Origin of the sequence: Wenzhouxiangella sediminis, assembly GCF_003410055.1 — a bacterium.
GTDB lineage: Bacteria > Pseudomonadota > Gammaproteobacteria > Xanthomonadales > Wenzhouxiangellaceae > Wenzhouxiangella > Wenzhouxiangella sediminis.
Genome location: NZ_QUZK01000042.1, coordinates 39517 through 56844, shown reverse-complemented (window position 1 = coordinate 56844; position 17328 = coordinate 39517). Strand labels below are relative to the sequence as shown.

Annotated in this window: 18 protein-coding genes; 13 read left to right on the top strand and 5 right to left on the bottom strand. The window is 65.6% G+C overall.

From position 1 onward, the window contains the following. Positions 1 to 126: 126 nt before the first annotated feature. The 8 genes from pyrC (at position 127) to DZC52_RS11325 (ending at position 7416) form a co-directional block, all read left to right on the top strand. Entirely contained in the window at positions 127 to 1161 is a 1035-nt protein-coding gene (gene pyrC, locus DZC52_RS11360; protein ID WP_116651358.1) for a dihydroorotase, read from the top strand. 9 nt (positions 1162 to 1170) lie between these two features. Beyond that, positions 1171 to 2106: a sodium-dependent bicarbonate transport family permease gene (locus DZC52_RS11355; protein ID WP_116651265.1), complete on the top strand. Its 936-nt coding sequence runs from the start codon at positions 1171 to 1173 to the stop codon at positions 2104 to 2106. A gap of 19 nt (positions 2107 to 2125) precedes the next feature. Next, positions 2126 to 2443 (top strand): P-II family nitrogen regulator, encoded by a 318-nt coding sequence (locus tag DZC52_RS11350; protein ID WP_116651264.1) that lies wholly within the window; start codon positions 2126 to 2128, stop codon positions 2441 to 2443. Beyond that, a complete protein-coding gene (locus DZC52_RS11345; RefSeq protein WP_116651263.1) occupies positions 2440 to 3396 on the top strand; it encodes an L-threonylcarbamoyladenylate synthase in 957 nt (318 codons plus the stop codon). Before DZC52_RS11350 ends, DZC52_RS11345 begins: the two co-directional genes overlap by 4 nt. 139 nt (positions 3397 to 3535) lie before the next feature. Then, a complete protein-coding gene (locus tag DZC52_RS11340; protein WP_116651262.1) occupies positions 3536 to 4975 on the top strand; it encodes a sensor histidine kinase in 1440 nt (479 codons plus the stop codon). 22 nt (positions 4976 to 4997) lie between these two features. Beyond that, a complete protein-coding gene (locus tag DZC52_RS11335) occupies positions 4998 to 5495 on the top strand; it encodes a hypothetical protein (RefSeq protein ID WP_116651261.1) in 498 nt (165 codons plus the stop codon). A gap of 1 nt (position 5496) precedes the next feature. After that, a complete protein-coding gene (locus tag DZC52_RS11330) occupies positions 5497 to 6870 on the top strand; it encodes a sigma 54-interacting transcriptional regulator (RefSeq protein WP_116651260.1) in 1374 nt (457 codons plus the stop codon). 270 nt (positions 6871 to 7140) lie between these two features. Then, on the top strand, positions 7141 to 7416 hold the full coding sequence (locus DZC52_RS11325) for an EF-hand domain-containing protein (protein WP_181918924.1): 276 nt from the start codon (positions 7141 to 7143) through the stop codon (positions 7414 to 7416). A gap of 111 nt (positions 7417 to 7527) precedes the next feature. On the opposite strand, the gene DZC52_RS11320 is transcribed toward DZC52_RS11325, so the two are convergent. Continuing rightward, entirely contained in the window at positions 7528 to 7998 is a 471-nt protein-coding gene (locus DZC52_RS11320) for a winged helix-turn-helix domain-containing protein (RefSeq protein ID WP_181918923.1), read from the bottom strand. A gap of 132 nt (positions 7999 to 8130) precedes the next feature. Here DZC52_RS11320 and DZC52_RS11315 point away from each other — a divergent pair, with 132 nt between their 5' ends. Further along, the gene (locus DZC52_RS11315; protein WP_181918922.1) at positions 8131 to 9429 is read left to right on the top strand and encodes an acyltransferase family protein; all 1299 of its coding nucleotides are present in this window, start codon (positions 8131 to 8133) and stop codon (positions 9427 to 9429) included. Between the two features lie 71 nt (positions 9430 to 9500). Continuing rightward, positions 9501 to 11153 carry a hypothetical protein gene (locus DZC52_RS11310; RefSeq protein WP_116651257.1) on the top strand — a complete coding sequence of 551 codons (1653 nt, stop codon included), beginning with the start codon at positions 9501 to 9503 and terminating at the stop codon, positions 11151 to 11153. 43 nt (positions 11154 to 11196) lie between these two features. Here DZC52_RS11310 and DZC52_RS11305 read toward each other — a convergent pair whose 3' ends face one another. Together DZC52_RS11305 and DZC52_RS11300 are read right to left on the bottom strand one after the other, a co-directional pair. Then, entirely contained in the window at positions 11197 to 12072 is an 876-nt protein-coding gene (locus tag DZC52_RS11305) for an alpha/beta hydrolase (protein ID WP_181918921.1), read from the bottom strand. A gap of 103 nt (positions 12073 to 12175) precedes the next feature. Then, positions 12176 to 13861, bottom strand: a complete 1686-nt coding sequence (locus DZC52_RS11300; RefSeq protein ID WP_116651255.1) for a serine hydrolase — start codon at positions 13859 to 13861, stop codon at positions 12176 to 12178. Positions 13862 to 14194: 333 nt separating this feature from the next. Here DZC52_RS11300 and DZC52_RS11295 point away from each other — a divergent pair, with 333 nt between their 5' ends. Further along, entirely contained in the window at positions 14195 to 14659 is a 465-nt protein-coding gene (locus DZC52_RS11295; protein ID WP_116651254.1) for an SRPBCC family protein, read from the top strand. A gap of 15 nt (positions 14660 to 14674) precedes the next feature. Here DZC52_RS11295 and DZC52_RS11290 read toward each other — a convergent pair whose 3' ends face one another. Both DZC52_RS11290 and DZC52_RS11285 read right to left on the bottom strand, forming a co-directional pair. Continuing rightward, positions 14675 to 15370, bottom strand: a complete 696-nt coding sequence (locus DZC52_RS11290; RefSeq protein ID WP_181918920.1) for a hypothetical protein — start codon at positions 15368 to 15370, stop codon at positions 14675 to 14677. Between the two features lie 67 nt (positions 15371 to 15437). Further along, positions 15438 to 15614, bottom strand: coding sequence for an SDR family oxidoreductase (locus DZC52_RS11285; RefSeq protein ID WP_220338347.1), 177 nt, complete (start codon positions 15612 to 15614; stop codon positions 15438 to 15440). Between the two features lie 246 nt (positions 15615 to 15860). Between DZC52_RS11285 and DZC52_RS11280 the strand changes: the two genes are divergently transcribed. Together DZC52_RS11280 and DZC52_RS11275 are read left to right on the top strand one after the other, a co-directional pair. Beyond that, complete coding sequence (locus tag DZC52_RS11280) at positions 15861 to 16484, top strand: MarR family winged helix-turn-helix transcriptional regulator (RefSeq protein ID WP_220338346.1); 624 nt, start codon at positions 15861 to 15863, stop codon at positions 16482 to 16484. Positions 16485 to 16550: 66 nt separating this feature from the next. Continuing rightward, on the top strand, positions 16551 to 17321 hold the full coding sequence (locus tag DZC52_RS11275) for a hypothetical protein (protein WP_220338345.1): 771 nt from the start codon (positions 16551 to 16553) through the stop codon (positions 17319 to 17321). Positions 17322 to 17328: the final 7 nt, after the last annotated feature.

Here is a 17328-nt window from a genome sequence, read left to right as displayed (position 1 = left end):
TTATGTAATGTTATATCTTTTCATTATCCTCAGCCGCGCGGATCCGGTCAATAGCGGAAATGCGTCGCTCAGCGCAGACCGGATCGAGCGACTAAAATGCCCCTGAACCCATTTGACGACACCGCAGTGAACCGCATCGAGATTCGACGCCCCGACGACTGGCACCTGCACCTGAGAGACGGCGACATGCTGGCCGCCGTGGTCCCGGCTACCGCGCGCGTGTTCGGCCGAGCCATCGTCATGCCCAACCTCAAGCCGCCGGTGCGAAGCCTCGAAGATGCTCGCGCCTATCGCGACCGCATCCTGGCCGCGCTGCCCGAAGGCAGCAGCTTCGAGCCGCTCATGACCCTGTATCTCACCGAGACCACCACGCCCGAAGACATTCGCGAGGCGGCCGAAAGCGACTTCGTGCACGCGGTCAAGTACTACCCGGCCGGCGCGACCACCAACTCCGACTCCGGCGTGCGCGATCTCGAGCGCGTCTACCCGGTGCTCGAGGCCATGGAAAGGCACGGCGTGCCGCTTTTGATGCACGGCGAGGTCACCGACGGCGACATCGACGTCTTCGACCGCGAGGCGGTCTTCATCGAGCGTCATCTCGAGAAGCTGCGCCCGCGATTTCCCGAACTGAAGATGGTGCTCGAGCACGCGACCACGGCGGACGCGATCGACTATGTGAAATCCGCGCCGGGCCCGATCGCGGCGACCATCACCGTCCACCACCTGATGTACAACCGCAATGCCCTGTTCGAAGGGGGCCTGCGGCCGCACCACTACTGCCTGCCGCTGATCAAGCGCGAACGGCACCGTCAGGCGCTGGTCGCGGCGGCCACCGGCGGCAACGAGCGATTCTTCCTGGGCACCGACAGCGCCCCGCACCCCAGGCATGCCAAGGAATCCGACTGCGGCTGCGCCGGCATCTACTCGGCGCCGGCGGCGATCGAACTGTATGCCGAGATCTTCGAAGCCGCCGGCGCGCTCGACAAGCTCGAGAGCTTCGCCAGCCTGCACGGACCGGACTTCTACGGACTGCCGCATCACGAAGATCGCATCGCGCTGGAAAAGCGGGAGTGGACCCTGGATGCCGAACTGGCCGCAGGTGGCGAAACCATCGTCCCCCTGCGCGCCGGCGCGAGCATCGGCTGGCAGGTCAAGGACTGACGAGCACGCATGGACCCGATCATCCTGTTTTTCCTGCTCGGCCTCGCTGCCGGGCTGCTGAAATCGGAGTTGAGGCTGCCGCAGGCTGTCTACGACTTCGTCTCGATCCTGCTGCTGTTGTCGATCGGCCTGAAGGGCGGCATCGAGCTGCAGAAGCAGCCCTTCCTCGACCTGGCGCCGTCGGTTCTGGCCACGCTGATGATCGGCCTGCTGATGCCGCTGGTCGCCTTCCCGCTGCTGCACAAGCTGGGCCGTTTCGCGCGCGCGGACGCCGCCTCGATCGCGGCCCACTACGGTTCGGTGAGCGTCGGCACCTACGCGGTCGCGGTCGCCTGGCTGGCCACCCGCGAGATCGGCTACGAACCCCACCTGCCGCTGCTGCTGGTCGTCCTCGAGATTCCGGCCATCCTGGTCGGCATCGTGCTCGCCCGCGGGTTGTCCAGCGACACCAAGTGGGGCGACGTCGCCCACGAAGTCTTCCTCGGCAAGGGCATCGTGCTGCTCATCGGCGGCCTGTTAATCGGCTGGTTGTCCGATCCGGAAGGCCTGAAGGCCATCGAGCCGCTGTTCATGGACCTGTTCAAGGGCATTCTGGCGATCTTCCTGCTCGAGATGGGCCTGATCGCCGCCTCGCGCGCAGGCAGCCTGAAACGCTACGGATTGTTCCTCATCGCATTCGGCGTCGCCATGCCGCTTTTCGGCTCGGTCGTCGGCGCCACCACCGGCTGGTTGCTGGGCATGTCGGAAGGCGGCACCATGCTGATGGCCGTACTGGCCGCGAGCGCCTCCTACATCGCGGTGCCCGCGGCCATGCGCATCTCGGTGCCGGAAGCGAACCCGACGCTGTCGCTGACGGCCTCGCTGGGCATCACCTTCCCGTTCAACGTGCTGGTCGGCATTCCCCTGTACTGGCAGCTGTCGGAATTCATCCACCGGACCCTATAGGCAAGAGGAGACGAACGCCATGCCCATCCAGGAAGACTACCGGCGAAAGCTCCTGACGGTCATCACCGAAGCCGCGCTGGAGACCCACCTCACGCGCGACCTCGACAAGCTCGGCGCGCCCGGCTACACGATCACCAACGCCCGCGGACGCGGCCAGCGCGGTGTGCGCGACGCCGGCTGGGAAGCCGACAGCAACATCCGCGTGGAAGTCATCTGCGACGACGAGACGGCGCTGAGGATCGCACGGCACCTCAAACAGCACTACTACGACAACTACGCCATGATCCTCACGCTGTCCGACGTGGAAGTGCTTCGCCCGGAGAAATTCCAGCCGTGATCCGCCTCGGCGACAGCGAAGAGGATCTGCAACGCGCCGCGGACCTGCTGCGCCGCGGAGAACTCGTCGCCGTACCCACCGAAACCGTCTACGGGCTGGCAGGCGTCGCCGACGAACCCGAAGCCGTGCGCGCCATCTTCGCCGCCAAGGGGCGGCCGGCCGACCATCCGCTGATCGTCCACCTGCCGGGCATCGAGGCCATGGACGACTGGGCCGCCGAAGTACCCGAAACCGCGCGCAAGCTCGCCCGCGCCTTCTGGCCCGGCCCGCTCACCCTCATCCTGCCCAAGGCCGATCGGGTAAGCGACATCGTGACGGGCGGACAGCAGACCGTCGGCCTGCGCGTACCCGGCCACCCCGTCACCCTCAGGCTGCTGAAGATCCTCGACCGCGCCGTCGCCGCCCCCTCGGCCAACCGCTTCGGCCGCATCAGCCCGACCGCCGCCGATCATGTCGTCAGCGAATTCGAGGGCCGCGACAGCGTCGCCGCCGTGATCGACGGCGGCCCCTGCAATGTCGGCGTCGAATCGACCATCGTCGATTGCAGCGGCCCCTACCCCCGGGTCCTTCGCCCCGGCATGATCAGCATCGAACAGCTTGCAGGCGTGCTGGGTGACACACCGAACCTGGCCGGCGAGTCGGAAGGCCCGAGGGCCTCGGGCCGACTGCCGTCGCACTACGCTCCCGAAACGAAAGTCGAGCTCGTCGATGCCGAAGTCCTTGTTCGACCCGACCCCGACGCAGCCGTCCTCGCACTGGGGGACACGCCCGATCCGGGCGGCTTCAGGGCCTGGCAGTCGCTGCCCGAAGATCCGAAACTCTATGCCCGAGGCCTTTACGCGGCCTTGCGACAACTCGACCACCGGGGCGCCAGGCGGATTCTCGTACAGCGGCTCCCCGAAGAATCGGCCTGGTCGGCCATACGCGACAGGCTCGATCGGGCGACGAGCTAGCTTGTAAGCGACCACCCCCCACATCGATACTGTCGCTGTCGACCAGGAACCAGAGAGGCGCAATCGCCCCTTGAGCGACCATGGTGCACGGACGGAAACAAGGGGGGAGAGAAGAGGCCGGAGCGGCGCGTGGCGCCGCTTGCGGCGACGTCTGCGCACGCAATCGGTACTGACGCTCCAACTGGCCGGCTTTGCGCTGGTCGCTTTTCCGCTGCTGGTCGGGCTGATCGTCTCGAGCCAACAGATCGACCGGGTCACCCGCCAGAGCGAGCAGCTGCTCGAGCGCACGATCTCGGCCACGCAGTCGGCCCGGCAGATCGGTGACCGGGTCATTGCGTTCGAGCGGGCGGCCAGGCAGTTCCGGATTCTGCAGGATGCGGATGCACGGTCCAACCTCTCCGAGCGCCGCCGGGTCCTGACCGACGAACTGGCCGCCTTTGCCCGGCTGGTCGAGCGCGATGCCCTGCGCGAGCGAATCGACGGCATGAAGAAACAGAGTCGGAATCTGCATCGGCTGGCCGCGGACCTCGGCGACGGTGCCGAATGGCCGCCTCGTCTTTCCGGGCCCTTCGAGGAGCTCGCCGCGGATGCGAACCGGTTGCTGGTAGCGACCGAGAACGCTTCGGAGCGCGAGCTGCGGCGGCTGGAAGCCATGGGAGAATCGGCCCGGAACGTTTCCCTCCTGAGTCTCGTTTCGACCGTGCCGGTCGCGATCCTGCTGGCCCTGCTGATGGCCAGCTTCCTCAACCGGCGCATCCGCCGTCTGGACCGGGGCATGCGGGCGCTGGCCCAGCCCGAGCGCGCACGCATCGAACAAGTGACCAGCCCCCGCGACCTGCGAGCACTGTCGACCCGACTGGAGTGGGTCCGTCGACGCCTGGTTCGAACCGAACGCGAGCGGCGACAGCTCGTCGGCCAGGTGTCGCACGAGCTGAAGACGCCCCTGAGCGCCATCCGCGAGGGCACCAGCCTGCTCGCCGACCAGAGCTTCGGGCGCCTGGGCAATCAGCAACGGGAAGTCGTCGGCATCATCCAGTCCAACATCACGCGTCTCCAGGAACAGATCGAGAACCTGCTTCGCTTCAATCGGCTGCAGGCACGGCCCGAGCCCATGCGCCGGGACAATGTCTCGCTGGATGAACTCGTCAGCCAGGTGATCGAAAGCCATCGGCTCAGCATCGAGGCCAATCGAATCCGGATCCGGCGGGGACAGCCGTCCGGGGTCGGGCTGAGCGTCGATCCGGACATGCTCAGTACCGCCGTCGACAACCTGGTGACCAACGCGCTGAAGTTCTCGCCCCCGGGCAGCACCGTGGCGGTCGAAGTCGAACGCCACGGCGACCGAGCGCTGATCCGGGTCGCCGATCGGGGTCCCGGCGTGCCGGCCCAGGATCGAAGCCGACTGTTCGAACCCTTCTACCGCGGCAGCAGCCCGAGCAACAGAACGCGCCCCGGCAGCGGGCTCGGGCTTGCCATCTGCCGCGACCTCGTGCGGGCTCACCGCGGCGACGTCGACCTGGTCGAACAAGCCGGCTGGTCCGCTGTCTTCGTCATCGAGTTGCCCCTTGGGACCCACTAGCCTTCCCCGGAGATCCTTTTTCATGTTGCGCCTGACCAGAATCCTTGCCGCCTTTGCGCTCTTCCTCGCCGCCAGCTGCCTGCAGGCTGAAACCGACGAGATCGGGGGCGCCGACATCATCGATCGCGTCGACCGGGTCATGCGCGTCAGTGCCGATACCGCGGAGACCTGGCATGCGGGCGTCGCGAACCTCGACACCTGGCCGGCGCGGCTCGAACGCGCCCTCCTGCAGACGCTGGGTCCGCCCGCCATGCAAGACACACAGGCCGGCATGCAGGCCCTCGAGCGTCTGCTGGAAGAGCGGCCCCAAGGGGTACACGTCGACCAGGAAGCGCGCGAAACCCTGTCGGTCGTGATCGAACTGATTCGCCGAGCGGTGTCCGCGCAACGCGAAAGCGACCGCGCAGCCTCGGCCCTGGAGCACGAGCGCGAGGCTCACCGCCGGACTCTCGACAAGCTCGAGGCCCTGCGCGAGATCGACCACCAGCTCGACGAGCGCGAGGACAACGGAGGAGAATGACATGACGGAACGACTCGAAGCCGACGAAGCGGAGCGGAACGGCTGTCGCATCCTCCTGGTCGACGACGACCCGGGCCTTCTGCGCCTGATCAGCCTGAGGCTGGAGTCGAACGGGTATCTCGTCGACACGGCCGAAAGCGGCGAAGCCGCCCTGGGACGCGTGGCCGCGCAAGCGCCCGATGCGGTGATCACCGACCTGCGCATGGAGGGCATGGACGGCATGGCCCTGTTCCGACAACTGCGCGAACGCGACCCCGCGTTGCCGGTTGTCATCCTGACCGCCCACGGCACGATTCCCGATGCCGTGGCGGCCACCCGTGAAGGCGCGTTCGGATTCCTCACCAAACCGTTCGACAGCGCCGAGTTGCTGGAGACGATCGCCGAAGCCACCGGCCGCAACCGCGCCGGAGCCGGCCGCAGCGCAAGCTGGCGCGAAAGCATCGTCACGCGCAGCCATGCCATGGAAACGCTGTTGTCGGAACTGGAAATGGTGGCCGAAAGCGATGCGAGCGTCCTGCTGATCGGCGAGAGCGGCACCGGCAAGGAGGTCATCGCGCGCGCCATCCACGATGCCAGCCCGCGCCGCAACGGCCCCTTCGTGGCCATCAACTGCGCCTCCGTTCCCGCCGAGCTGCTCGAGTCGGAGCTTTTCGGCTATCGCAAGGGCGCCTTCACCGGCGCGGACAGCGACCGCGACGGGCTGTTCGTAACGGCCGCCGGCGGCACCCTGCTGCTCGACGAAATCGGCGACATGCCGGCCGCTTTCCAGGCCAAGCTGCTCCGCGCCCTGCAGGAAAAGCGCGTACGCCCGGTCGGGGCGGCCGAGGAAGTCGCCACCGATGTGCGCGTCGTTTCGGCCACGCACCGCGACCTGGAGCGCGCCATTCGCGATGGCGACTTTCGTGAGGATCTCTTCTATCGGCTCAACGTCGTGCAGTTCGATGTCCCCGCCCTGCGCGACCGGCCGGAAGACATCGTGCCCCTGGCCGAGCATTTCCTGGCCGACATCCAGAAGGATCGCCTGAAAGCCGACCGCATCCAGGGGTTTTCTCGCGACGCCCTGCGCGTCCTGCTGGGCCACGACTGGCCCGGCAACGTCCGACAGCTGGCCAATGTGGTGGAGCAAGCCTGCGTGCTCTGCCGCAAGGGTCCCGTGCCGGCCAACCTGGTCCAGCGCGCCCTGCGCCGCGACCCGACCGGCGTCCAGCCGCTGGCGGAGGCTCGCGACGCCTTCGAACGGGACTATCTCGTTCGCATCATGCGCATGGCCGGCGGCAACGTCAGCGAGGCGGCACGCCTGGCGGGACGCAACCGAACCGAGTTCTACCGACTGCTCGGCCGCCACCAGCTCGAGCCGGGCGACTTCAAGGATTAGCCCGGTTTTCATCACACTTTCAGTGAGTTGAGGCGGCCTGTCGCCTGACGGCAACAGCCCGAAGCCCTGGTTTCGCGGGCTCTCGCGCCTTCTCGACCCCAAAGCGTCGCCTGCAGGCGACACCCCCGGGGGGGGGGAGCGGAAAGGCCGACAGACGCCAAATCTCTGATTTTCAAGGCATTCGATACTCCTGGCACGGGATCTGCTTTATTCAGGGCGAGCCCGGAAAGGCTCACCACTGGAGACAACCCGAAAAAGGAGTCGACCATGATGAACCTCAGCAAACAAACCATTCCGGCCCTGACCATCGCCCTGCTGTTCGCGGCTTCCGCCGCCATCGCTCAGAACCCTCGTTTCGAGGAACTCGACGGTGACGGCGACGGCTACATCAGCAAGACCGAAGCACGGGCCTTGCCCTGCCTGTCGGATGCGTTCGACCAGATCGACAAGCAGAGCGAGAAGGGCCTGAGCCGCAGCGAGTACGGCTCGGCGGTTCAGCAGCACTGCAGCAAGTCCGGAGGCGAGTCGGACTGGCCGCAGTCATAAGAAAAGGACGACCCGTCGCGCCCTGACGTAAATCGATTCGTCCCAAGCCGGTTTGCCCGTCGGCCCCTTTTGGGGGTCGGCGGGCTTTTTTTGCAGGGGGCCCGGGGCCGGTCAGCCCATCGCCACCAGCAGCGCAAGGCAGGACACGCTCACCGCCAGGGCCGACAACACGAGCGACGCGAGACCGAGCGTGCGCCCCAGTCGTCCGTCGCGGCGCGCCTCGCGCCAGCCGCCGGCAGCATTTTCACACTCCCCCATGCGATAGCCGCGTCGCGGCACGGTCTCGATCACGGGTTCGTCGATTCCCAGACGCTGGAAGTGACGACGCAATCTCGAGATGATCACGGTCAGGGCGTCTTCGCAGACGTCGCCCGGCCCCCAGACGGCATCGAGCAAGTCGTTTCTTGCAATGACCCGGCCCGCCTCGGCCCGGAGAAGGGCGGCCAGCACTTCGGATTCGCGCGGCGCGAGATGACGCCTGCGGCCGCCGCGTGCGAGGGTGCGCGACTGGGGATCGAACGCCAACTCCAGCCGCCCGAGCAGCGGGTGTTCCCGACCCGCCAGAGAAGAGACGTCATTCACGACCCGTTTCCCCACCTGTGAGCCATCCACTGTTTCAGGCTCATTTCTAGCGACTTCTCGCCACGATGGCAAGCGTTTCCGGTATCGCAGGCCGGCCCGTATACTCGTCGACAGGTTGACCCGGAGCACGCTTTGCGCCATCCGCAGCACGACCAACGCGATCTCTATCCCGATGCCCTGCGCGCGCTGGCGCTGTTGGTCGTGGTCTTCGGCCATTGGTTCGCCACCCTGCCCCGGCTGGAGGCCGGGCGCCTGGCGGCCACCGACCACCTGCTCGACGTCTGGATTCCGGCAGCCTTCCTGACCTGGGCTGTCCAGGTCGTTCCCCTGTTCGTCTTCGTTTCCGCCGCGGTCAGCACCCGCGGCGTCGCCCGCCGGGCACACCAGGGCCACTCCCAACTCCGATGGTGGGGCGGACGGGCGCTTCGACTGGCACGGCCCACGGTGACCTACATGGCGGCGCTGACCTTGCTGGTCGGCATCGCCCAGTTCACCGGCGGAAGGTTTCTGGGCACCTTCGAAGGCTCACTGACCATCCACCTGTGGTTCCTGGTCATGCTGCTGTCCGTCCAGGCCCTGCTGCCGCTGAGCGTCGAGGCCGACCGCCGGTTCGGGCTGGGCGCCGTGCTCGGCCTGATCGTGCTGGCCGCCCTGGTCGATATCTTCCGCGCGGGCGCACTCTGGCCCACGCAGTGGCTCGCCCTGGGCGCAAGGGTAACCGGCTCGGAAGGCGGCATCGGCTGGCTCAACGCCTTCGTCGTCTGGTTGCTGCCGCAGCAGCTCGGCATCGCCTGGCAACGCGGGCGCTTCCGGGGCGCAATCACCGGCCTGCTGCTGTTCATGCTGGGTGCCGGCTGGCTGCTGGGCTCGATGCTGAGCGGTTATCCCGTCGGCATGATCGGCCAGGACCTCGAGGGCAACAGCAACATGTTGCCGCCGACCCTGGCCCTGATCGGCGTGATGTGGCTGCAGGTCGGGCTCGTGCTGCTGTGCGAACGCCCGGCGAGATGGCTGCTCGACCGCGAACGCCTGGCCGGAATCGTCGCCTTCCTAGGCGCCTTCGGCATGCCGCTGTATCTGTGGCACAAGCTGGCCGAACTGCCAGCCGCCTGGCTGGGCGAGATCATCGGCGCACCCATCGACGCGGGCACACCCGGCGATCCGGGCTTCTGGAGCGGCCGCCTGTGGTGGCTCGGCCTCTGCCTGCTGATGGTCGTGCCGGTACTGGCCGTCGTGGCCTGGATAGAAACACGAAGGCGGGCGAGTGTCCCGCACACCGATTCAGCTCCCGCCGTCCTGGCCGGGGGCGCTGCCCTGCTGGCGGGACTGATGAGCGCGCTGGCACTGGGGGCGGTTCCGGGATCGATCATCGGCCTGGTCGGCGTTTCCCTTGCTTCCCTCTTGCTCAGAAGTCGCCGACGAGACGCATGAACCTGTGTTGCAAACCACGGTCGCGCTGAACAACAATGCTCCCGGGGACATCATTACCGACAAGGCTACCAATGAATTTCAAGACTGCCCTGCTCCGCGCAGCCTGGCTTGCTTGCCTGCTGTCGCTTCTGACGGCCTGCGTGACCGATCCGTTCATCGACACTCGCCCTGACGATCTCGCTGCACTGCCGCAGGACTATGGCGTCGTCGCCGTGCAGGTCACGAACAACGCAGAGCGCCTGAGCCCGACCCTCGATACATGGACGGCCGCCCACGTCGTCGACCTGGACAACACGGAAAACAGGTTTCGCCTCGAACCGGCCGGCACCGGCCTGCTCGGCAGCCGAGTATTCGTCGGCGCCCTTCCGCCCGGCCACTACCGCATGTACAACATGTACAGTTCAGCGGTCTTGGGCGACGTCAGCGTGTGGATGCACGGCCCGATTCCCAGAAGCCTCGGAACCTTCCGGATCGAGGCCAATCACCTGACCAGCCTGGGCACCGTGGTGTTCCAGCCCCTGGGCGAGTTCGAGGCCGATGGCGAATCACGTACCGCCCACGTCTTCGCGCGCCTCGACGAGCAGGAAGACCTGCTCGGCTTCGTCGAGACCGCCACGCCGGAACTCATTGGAGATCTGGACGAGGGCGTTCACGGCTGGGAGTTCGACAGCAATTCGGGGCAGAGGGCCGAGCTCGCCGAGCGAATCGAGGAGTTCGCGGTCGGCACCTCGCACCACTGGCTCGATGACGGTCGCGTCGCCATGACCGGTCCGATGGGCTCCATCCTCGTGCGGGAGGGATTGTCGGACTGGCGCCGCATAGACACCGGCTTCACCCAGCAGCTGTCAACCCTTGTGGACACCGGACACGGTTACATCGCCGCCGGAGAACGCGGCCTGGTCTTGCAGGCCGATTTCCTCGACGGAGAATGGTCCGCAGCGCCCGGCCCCGGCAACCAGGCTGCCATCGAATGGATCGGCACCATGGAGAACGGGTCGCTCTACGCCATCGCTCAGGCCGGCGACACGACCACGCTCTTCCACGTCGAGGCGGAAAGCCGTCAGTGGGAACCCGTCCTGGACTTTCACTACGAACAGGGAATCTTCTTCACCGGGCGCGGAGAGGTGCATGCCCGGAAGCTTGCGGACGACCGCCTCGTTACGTTCGCCGACGGCCGCAGGCTGGTACTCGATGACTCCGGCGGCATTCTCGAGGACCAGGAAGACCGGCACATCTTCTTCCTGGTAACGCAACCCGATGGGGTGACGCTCGCCCTTCCCGGCAGCGCCTGGTCGGGCGTTGGCGACCAACTCTACAGTCACGACGTCGGCGCGAGCTGGAAAGAAGCTCCCGACGACTGGCCAAGAGAATCGGATCGTTTCGACAAGGGCGCCATGGTGCTCGTTCTGCCCGACGGCAAGACCATGGCGTTCAGCCACAAGGGCGAATACAACGACTTCCTGAAGCGCTGGAAGTACGAGGACAACCCGCGCCTGAGAGTCTCGGGCCCGGACGGGAACATCCTCGAGTGGGGTGTCGAAATCGAGGAACAGTGCTCACGCATGCTCCCCCAGATTTCGACGGCGGAGCGCGTCTTTGCTCGCTGCGACGATGGCCGCCTGATGGTTTCCGAAGACCGTGGTCAATCCTGGATCGAGGATTTCGCGCCCGGCCGCATCGAAAGGCCCGCGCCGGAAGATCAGGACGACGACGGCACCATCTAGTGGGCCGTGCGGCCAATCAGGCAACGCTGAGCCGCATGGCCCCCTAGTCCGAACCCAGCGAGCCGCTGCAAGTGTCCCCGCCGGCCGCGGCCCACCACGCCATCGCTTGGCGATAGGCGGCCGGCGCCGACGACGCGTGATGCTCGTCCTCCAGGCCCTGCACCGACAATGCAAGCGAACCGGCTTCCCGCCCCCGCCAATGCTCCAGCCACTGATCCAGGGCGTTGCGGAACGGTTCCCTGTCCTCGCTCGCTCGGGTGATCAACAGCGGCGTCGGATCCTGTCGAGCGGCAGGCTCCAGTTCGATGAAGAACTCGACATTGCGATGCAGTGCCGGATTGATCGACAGGTAGGCACCGAACAGGTCGGGCCGCGTCAGGGCGGTGTACAGGGTGAATTGCCCACCGAGGGACTGGCCGAGCACCAGGCTACGATCGTGGTCTACGCGGTAGTCGCGGTTGATCTTCGGGATCAGTTCCTCGGAAAGGAAACGCTGGTAGGCGTCGGCCCCGCCGTAGTAGTCCGGCTCGGGCGCCGGAGCCGTGTAGTCGGTGGAGCGCATGTTGCCATTGGCATAGCCGAGGCCGCCGTAGGAAATGCCGACCAGTACCGCGGGAGGCGCCAAATCGTCGATTTCCATCATCAGATGCAGCGGCGCCAGCATCGGAAACAGGATGCCCCCGTCGAGCATATAGACCACCGGCCAGTCGCATTCCGATTCGGCGTATTCCCGAGGCAGCCGAATGTAGACATGGAAATCACGCTCGAGGGTCTCGGAGCGAATGGTGAAGTTCTCGGCCGGGCCCATGCCGAAAAGGCGAGCGAGCGGCGTGGACTCCCCATCCGTCGACGGGCCAGCCAGCGCCAGGCAGCAAAAGGCGAGCGAGATCAGCGCGACGGTGCAAACGGTGCGGTTCATGATCCACCTGTCGGAAAGTAACGGCCCGGGTCGCATTTTCCGGCGACCCGGGCCTGCCTGGCAACCGATCGAGGAATCATCCCAACGTCCCGCACAGCGGGAATCAGTCGCCCTCTTCTTCCCCGATTCTCGGTGCGGGCAGCTCCTGGCCACCCTGGTATAGCGTCAGGCCGGTCGCGTGGCCGGACTCGGGCAGGTCGAAGACGATGTCGGCGCCGATCTCGTCGTTGAAGAACTTGACCGGCGACTCGGCTTCCATCGACACGGCCGGTTGGCCGGTGGCCTGGATTTCCATGCCGCCGTCGACCACGCGCACCGCGAGGATGAAGTTGGGCATCAGCTCGTAGCGCCCGGTCAGGCGCTGGAGGTGTTCCTCTGAGACCTCGGAGGTTTCACGCTCCCAGACCTCGTCGCTTTCGCGCACGGCACGCTCGGGTTCGCCGCCCCAGCCCTGGTGCAGGGCCACGGCCGCAATCGAGCCGTCCTCGTCGCGCTCGACGGAGAACCAGCTCAGCGACTGGTCGAACACGAGCCGGTCACCCTCGACCGGAATCACCCGAAACTCGCCGCCGCCCTGCCGCCGGCTGATCAGCTTGCCGTCGTCCACGCGCAGCGTGCGAACCGTCTCGTCGTCGATTCGGTAGGTGCCCTGGAATTCCCGGAGCGCTTTCTCCGACAGATCCAGCTCGGGCAGCTCGCCCGGATAGGCCTTGTCCATGGCCAGGCCGGCCAGGCGCAGCGTGACATCCTGCGTCGACCAACCCGGACCGGCGCGATTGGTCAGAAGGACGATCGAGAGTTCCTCCTCGGGCAACCAGAAAGCAAAGGTCGTGAAGCCGTTGATACCGCCGCCGTGGTGGATTACCGGATGCCCCATCCAGTCGGCCATCATCAGGCCGTAGCCGTAGCTCTGGCCGTTGCGCACGTCGGCGGCCACCTCATCGGCGCTGATCATGCGCTCGTAGAGTTCCTCATCCAGCACTTCACCGCCGTGCAGGGCACGCTGCCAGCGATCGACGTCGATGGCGGTCGACATCAACGACCCGGCTGCGTGCGGCTGCGTCATCGACAGGAAGCCGGCGTTTTCGGGCTCCTCCGCCGTCCCCGCGTAGCCGGGCACGCGCCCCGGAAGCACGGTCGTGTCGGCGTAGGCATCGGTCGAATCGATGCCCAGCGGGGCCAGCAGTCGTTCGCGAATGAACTCGTTCCAGGGCTTGTCCGTGACCTGCTCGATGATGGCCCCGAGCAGCACATAGCCGGAGTTGTTGTAGGACCAGCTCTCGCCGGGCGCAAAATCGACGGGCTCATCGGCAAACACCGCGACCAACTCCTCGGTGCTGAGGTCACGGCGAATCCGCTCGTCGGTCATGTAGCCTTCGATGCTGGTGTAGCTCTTGATGCCCGAGGTGTGGTTGAGCAACTGGTGAACGGTCACGTCGCCGACTGGAAAGTCCGGCAGGAACTTCGACAGGGGGTCGTCGAGGGCAAGCTTGCCGTCCTGCACCAGAGCCAGGATCGCGGCAGCCGTGTACTGTTTCGTCACCGATGCCAGGCGCAGGATGTGATCCGTGTCCATCGGCACACCCAGCTCCAGGCTGGCCATTCCGAAAGCCTCGTTGAACACGACCTCTCCGTCTCTGCTGACGACCGCCACCGCACCGGGCGTCCGGTCGGTATAGATCGACTCGAGCATCTCGCGCGCCCGGTCGGCGAAGCCCTCGCTGGCCTGAGCCAGGCACGGTACAGCAATGAAAGCAACGGCAAGAATGCCTGCGGCAATCCGATTCATTCCGTTTTCTCCCTGGTTGGAACCACTGGTTCGGCATGCTAGGTCAAACGGTCCCTATTCCGCGCGTGCCGGAAGTCATTGTGCCCAGCGGCCCATACTGCAACTCATGAGGTCGGCTGCTCAGTGGCTTGCCTATCTCGAATCTTGTCGACTCATTTCGCGAGGGAGTCGAGTCGGATTTTTCGGTCGTCGCGTTTCGGCTCAGCCCCAACACGCTTTCATCGGGATGCCCGGACCCTCGGGCGGAATTTCGAATACGGCCTGGTCAACTGAAGCACAAAACGGTGGTAGTTTCGATCAGGCTTGTCTCCAATCCCACTGAGGACGCCATCGATGCCCAGCAAGCAGCCAACGACCGAACGCAGCCGTCGACACTTCGAACGCGAACAGCGAATCCGGGCCGCACCGGCGGCAGTTTTTCCCCTGCTGTGCCCGGTGCGTGAATACGACTGGATCCCCGAATGGGAATGCCGACTGGTCTATACGAAATCGGGAATCGCCGAGTCGGGTTGCATCTTCCAGACGGACCGTGAGGCCGACGACGGAATCGACACCTGGGTGATCAGCCGACACGAGCCGAACCGGGCCATCGCCTTCGTGCGAGTCAACAAGTTACGCGTCATGCTCTACGAGATCGAACTGGAGCCACTGGGCGAAGACGCGTCACGCCTGACCTGGCGCCAGACCGTCACTGCTCTCGACGAACGCGGCGATCGTCACGTGGACGCGCTCCGTGAAGAAGATTTTGCCCAGACCGTCGCCAAGCTGGAAGCTCTTCTCAACGATTACCTCGGCTGAAACCCCTGAGAGGAATCAGCAGCCAGTGCCCGTTCCATTTTTTCGACCGGCAGCGTTGCCTGATTGAGGTTCCCTAGCATTACTTGTTGGCGACACCCGGCTTCGCAGAGATAACGCGACTAGAATCATGAACGACGGCGCCGTAACTCCCCACGGATAACCCAGCACCAACAGGGTGTGCGAATAGACGGGATAGAAGTAAACAATGCCGATCAGCGGTGTGGTCAGAAAGTGCGCAATCAATGCCACTCGCGCCCAGCGCTCGATGCCGGCGCTTTCGAACGCGGGAATCGCCAGTAGCGCGGCCAGCCCCATGGCGATATAGCCCACGGCATCGTAATTCCAGAACATCGAGTGCGGATACTGCTCCAGCAACCGGATCGCCGAGGCGTCGCCTGCCACCTGAGCCGGAATCACGGTCGCCAGCTGCACCACGTAGTTGGCGATCACGAATATTGCGTAGATGACGCTGAAGACCACGGCGGCATGCGTCCAGAATCGCCTGCCCGGTTCGGTCAGGTGGTGCAGCGCCAGCATCATGAGCAAGAACGGCACCGTGATGCACAACGAGGTGGCGTAGATGAGAACGGCGTCCAGTGGAAATCCGGTCATCCCCATCAACTGCAGGATTTGGACGAAAAGAAAGGCCAGGGTTGCCGCCGCGGCGGCAACCCCCGACCAGAAACCCACGTCGTTGATACGAAGGTTCACTGTGCACCCCTCCTTTGAAGCCTGTCAGCAATATATCCCCATTCCTGGCACGGGGTTGCCGAGGAATTCAAGCATTCGTCCCGCTATCGATGGTGAACTCCGCACCGGTCACGGTGCTTGCACTCGGCCCGGCCAGCCAGGTCACCAGGCTGGCCACGTCTTCGGCGTCGCCGTAGCGCTGAATCGACATCAGGCCGCGCTGGGCGTCAAGCATGTCGCTGATGGCGCGCCATGCTATTGCCACGCGGGTGGACGCGACCAAGCTTCGGGGTATGGGCGGCCCCCTGCCCGCATAGACCCAGCGGATTCGAGTTCCTTCGCCAAGAGCCTTCTTCGAGCGTACCGACGCCTCGAATTCTCGAAGCTGGCCAAGTGAAGTTCACTTGCAATCCCGCAAGAGCTTAATATATAGTAATACTATACTAATGGCGCGCTTCCCAACGAAATGAATTCCGAGCAACTCATATCCGGATTGAACCGAATCAGTATCTTGCTGCGCTCGCAGGACTGGCAGAAGGCCGAGCGTGCGGACCTGACGGCCACGCAGGGCCAGATCCTGTCGCAGCTGCACACCCGCGGCCCGGCGCGCGTCGGTGCGATCGCGGAAGCGCTGGGCGTGGCGCAGCCGACGGCCACGACTGCCGTTGGTGCGCTAGTGCGGAAAGGTCTGGTCGAGAAGCGCGCCGATCCGGCCGATGCGCGCGCTTCGCTGCTCCACCTCACTCGCGCCGGGCGGCGCAAGGCGCAGGCCTTCGAGGGCGTGCCGGAAGCCTTGCTGGCAGCAGTGGACGAGCTCGACGAGAGCGAGCGGGCCGCCTTTCTTCGCAGCCTGACCAAGATGATCCGCTCGCTGCAGCGCCAGCGCGCGATTCCCGTACAACGCATGTGCGCGACCTGCGTGCATTTTCGGCCGAACGTCCACGACGACGCCGATGCCCCCCATCACTGCGCCTTCGTCGACGCCGCATTCGGGGACGCGAAACTGCGTCTCGACTGCGGCGATCACGAAGCACTCCCGGACGAGCGGGCCGTCGCCACCTGGCGGCGGTTCGTGGATGCCGGGAGTGCCAACGAGACGGACGCCCCATCCGCGGCAACGGATGAGGCGTCCTGATGACCCGGAACCCTTGGGTGCCGGACCACATGTCAACCCGCCTCAGCAAAGACAGGAGACAACACAATGATGACATACCAACCCTCGCGGCACACCCTTTGGGCTGCCGTCGCCCTGGCCCTCGCCGGCCTTCACTCAGCCGACCCGGCCCGCGCCCATAACGGACACGAAGGGGGCATCCAGGCGGAAGCCTCGGAGTCGGTGACCGCGACGTTCGACATCGTGCACGCGAAGATCGCCACCGAAGGCAACGTGGCCACTTTCCACATGGGCGTTTCGGGCGAGGCGGGCAGCAACCGCCCCGCCCCGTCGGGCAAGCTCGCCGGAAGCGACGTGTTTTCCTACGTGTGGCCGACGTCGGTCGATCCCTACGAGGTCGGCTTCGAACACGGGGCCGGGATTCTGGCGCTGGCCGTGACCGCCCATCCGGACTTCGACGACACGCCGCTGTACGACGAAAACGGCGACGGCACGTTCGACAACGACGGCAACGTCTGGCACAGCCACTGGGTGGTGCTGGGCCCGGACGACGCCTGCGGTGAAGGCGCCCTGAAGGTGATCGACATTCCGGAAGGCAGCAAGCCCCGCTTGCCCAAGACCTGGCCCGGCCTGCCCATCCTGATCGACAGCCCCGGCTGGGATCCGTCGATCGGCGACGATACGGTCGAGGTCCGGGTGCCGTTCGACGACATCGCCGTGGTCGACGAGGCCAGCTTCGACGGCGTCACCGCCGGGCTGCGCGTGAACGCAAGCGTGCACGCGCCGCTGCTGTGCGTGGTGGATGTCTTCGACATCGCCTCCGGCGATCTCAGCCTGCCGGCGCGAACCAACCAATAGCCCAACA

Coding starts and splice junctions, on each gene's coding strand:
- DZC52_RS11355 (WP_116651265.1), top strand. CDS start 1,171: ATGGACCCGATCATCCTGTTTTTCCTGCTCGGCCTCGCTGCCGGGCTG.
- DZC52_RS11350 (WP_116651264.1), top strand. CDS start 2,126: ATGCCCATCCAGGAAGACTACCGGCGAAAGCTCCTGACGGTCATCACC.
- DZC52_RS11335 (WP_116651261.1), top strand. CDS start 4,998: ATGTTGCGCCTGACCAGAATCCTTGCCGCCTTTGCGCTCTTCCTCGCC.
- DZC52_RS11330 (WP_116651260.1), top strand. CDS start 5,497: ATGACGGAACGACTCGAAGCCGACGAAGCGGAGCGGAACGGCTGTCGC.
- DZC52_RS11325 (WP_181918924.1), top strand. CDS start 7,141: ATGAACCTCAGCAAACAAACCATTCCGGCCCTGACCATCGCCCTGCTG.
- DZC52_RS11310 (WP_116651257.1), top strand. CDS start 9,501: ATGAATTTCAAGACTGCCCTGCTCCGCGCAGCCTGGCTTGCTTGCCTG.
- DZC52_RS11305 (WP_181918921.1), bottom strand. CDS start 12,072: ATGAACCGCACCGTTTGCACCGTCGCGCTGATCTCGCTCGCCTTTTGC.
- DZC52_RS11300 (WP_116651255.1), bottom strand. CDS start 13,861: ATGAATCGGATTGCCGCAGGCATTCTTGCCGTTGCTTTCATTGCTGTA.
- DZC52_RS11295 (WP_116651254.1), top strand. CDS start 14,195: ATGCCCAGCAAGCAGCCAACGACCGAACGCAGCCGTCGACACTTCGAA.
- DZC52_RS11275 (WP_220338345.1), top strand. CDS start 16,551: ATGATGACATACCAACCCTCGCGGCACACCCTTTGGGCTGCCGTCGCC.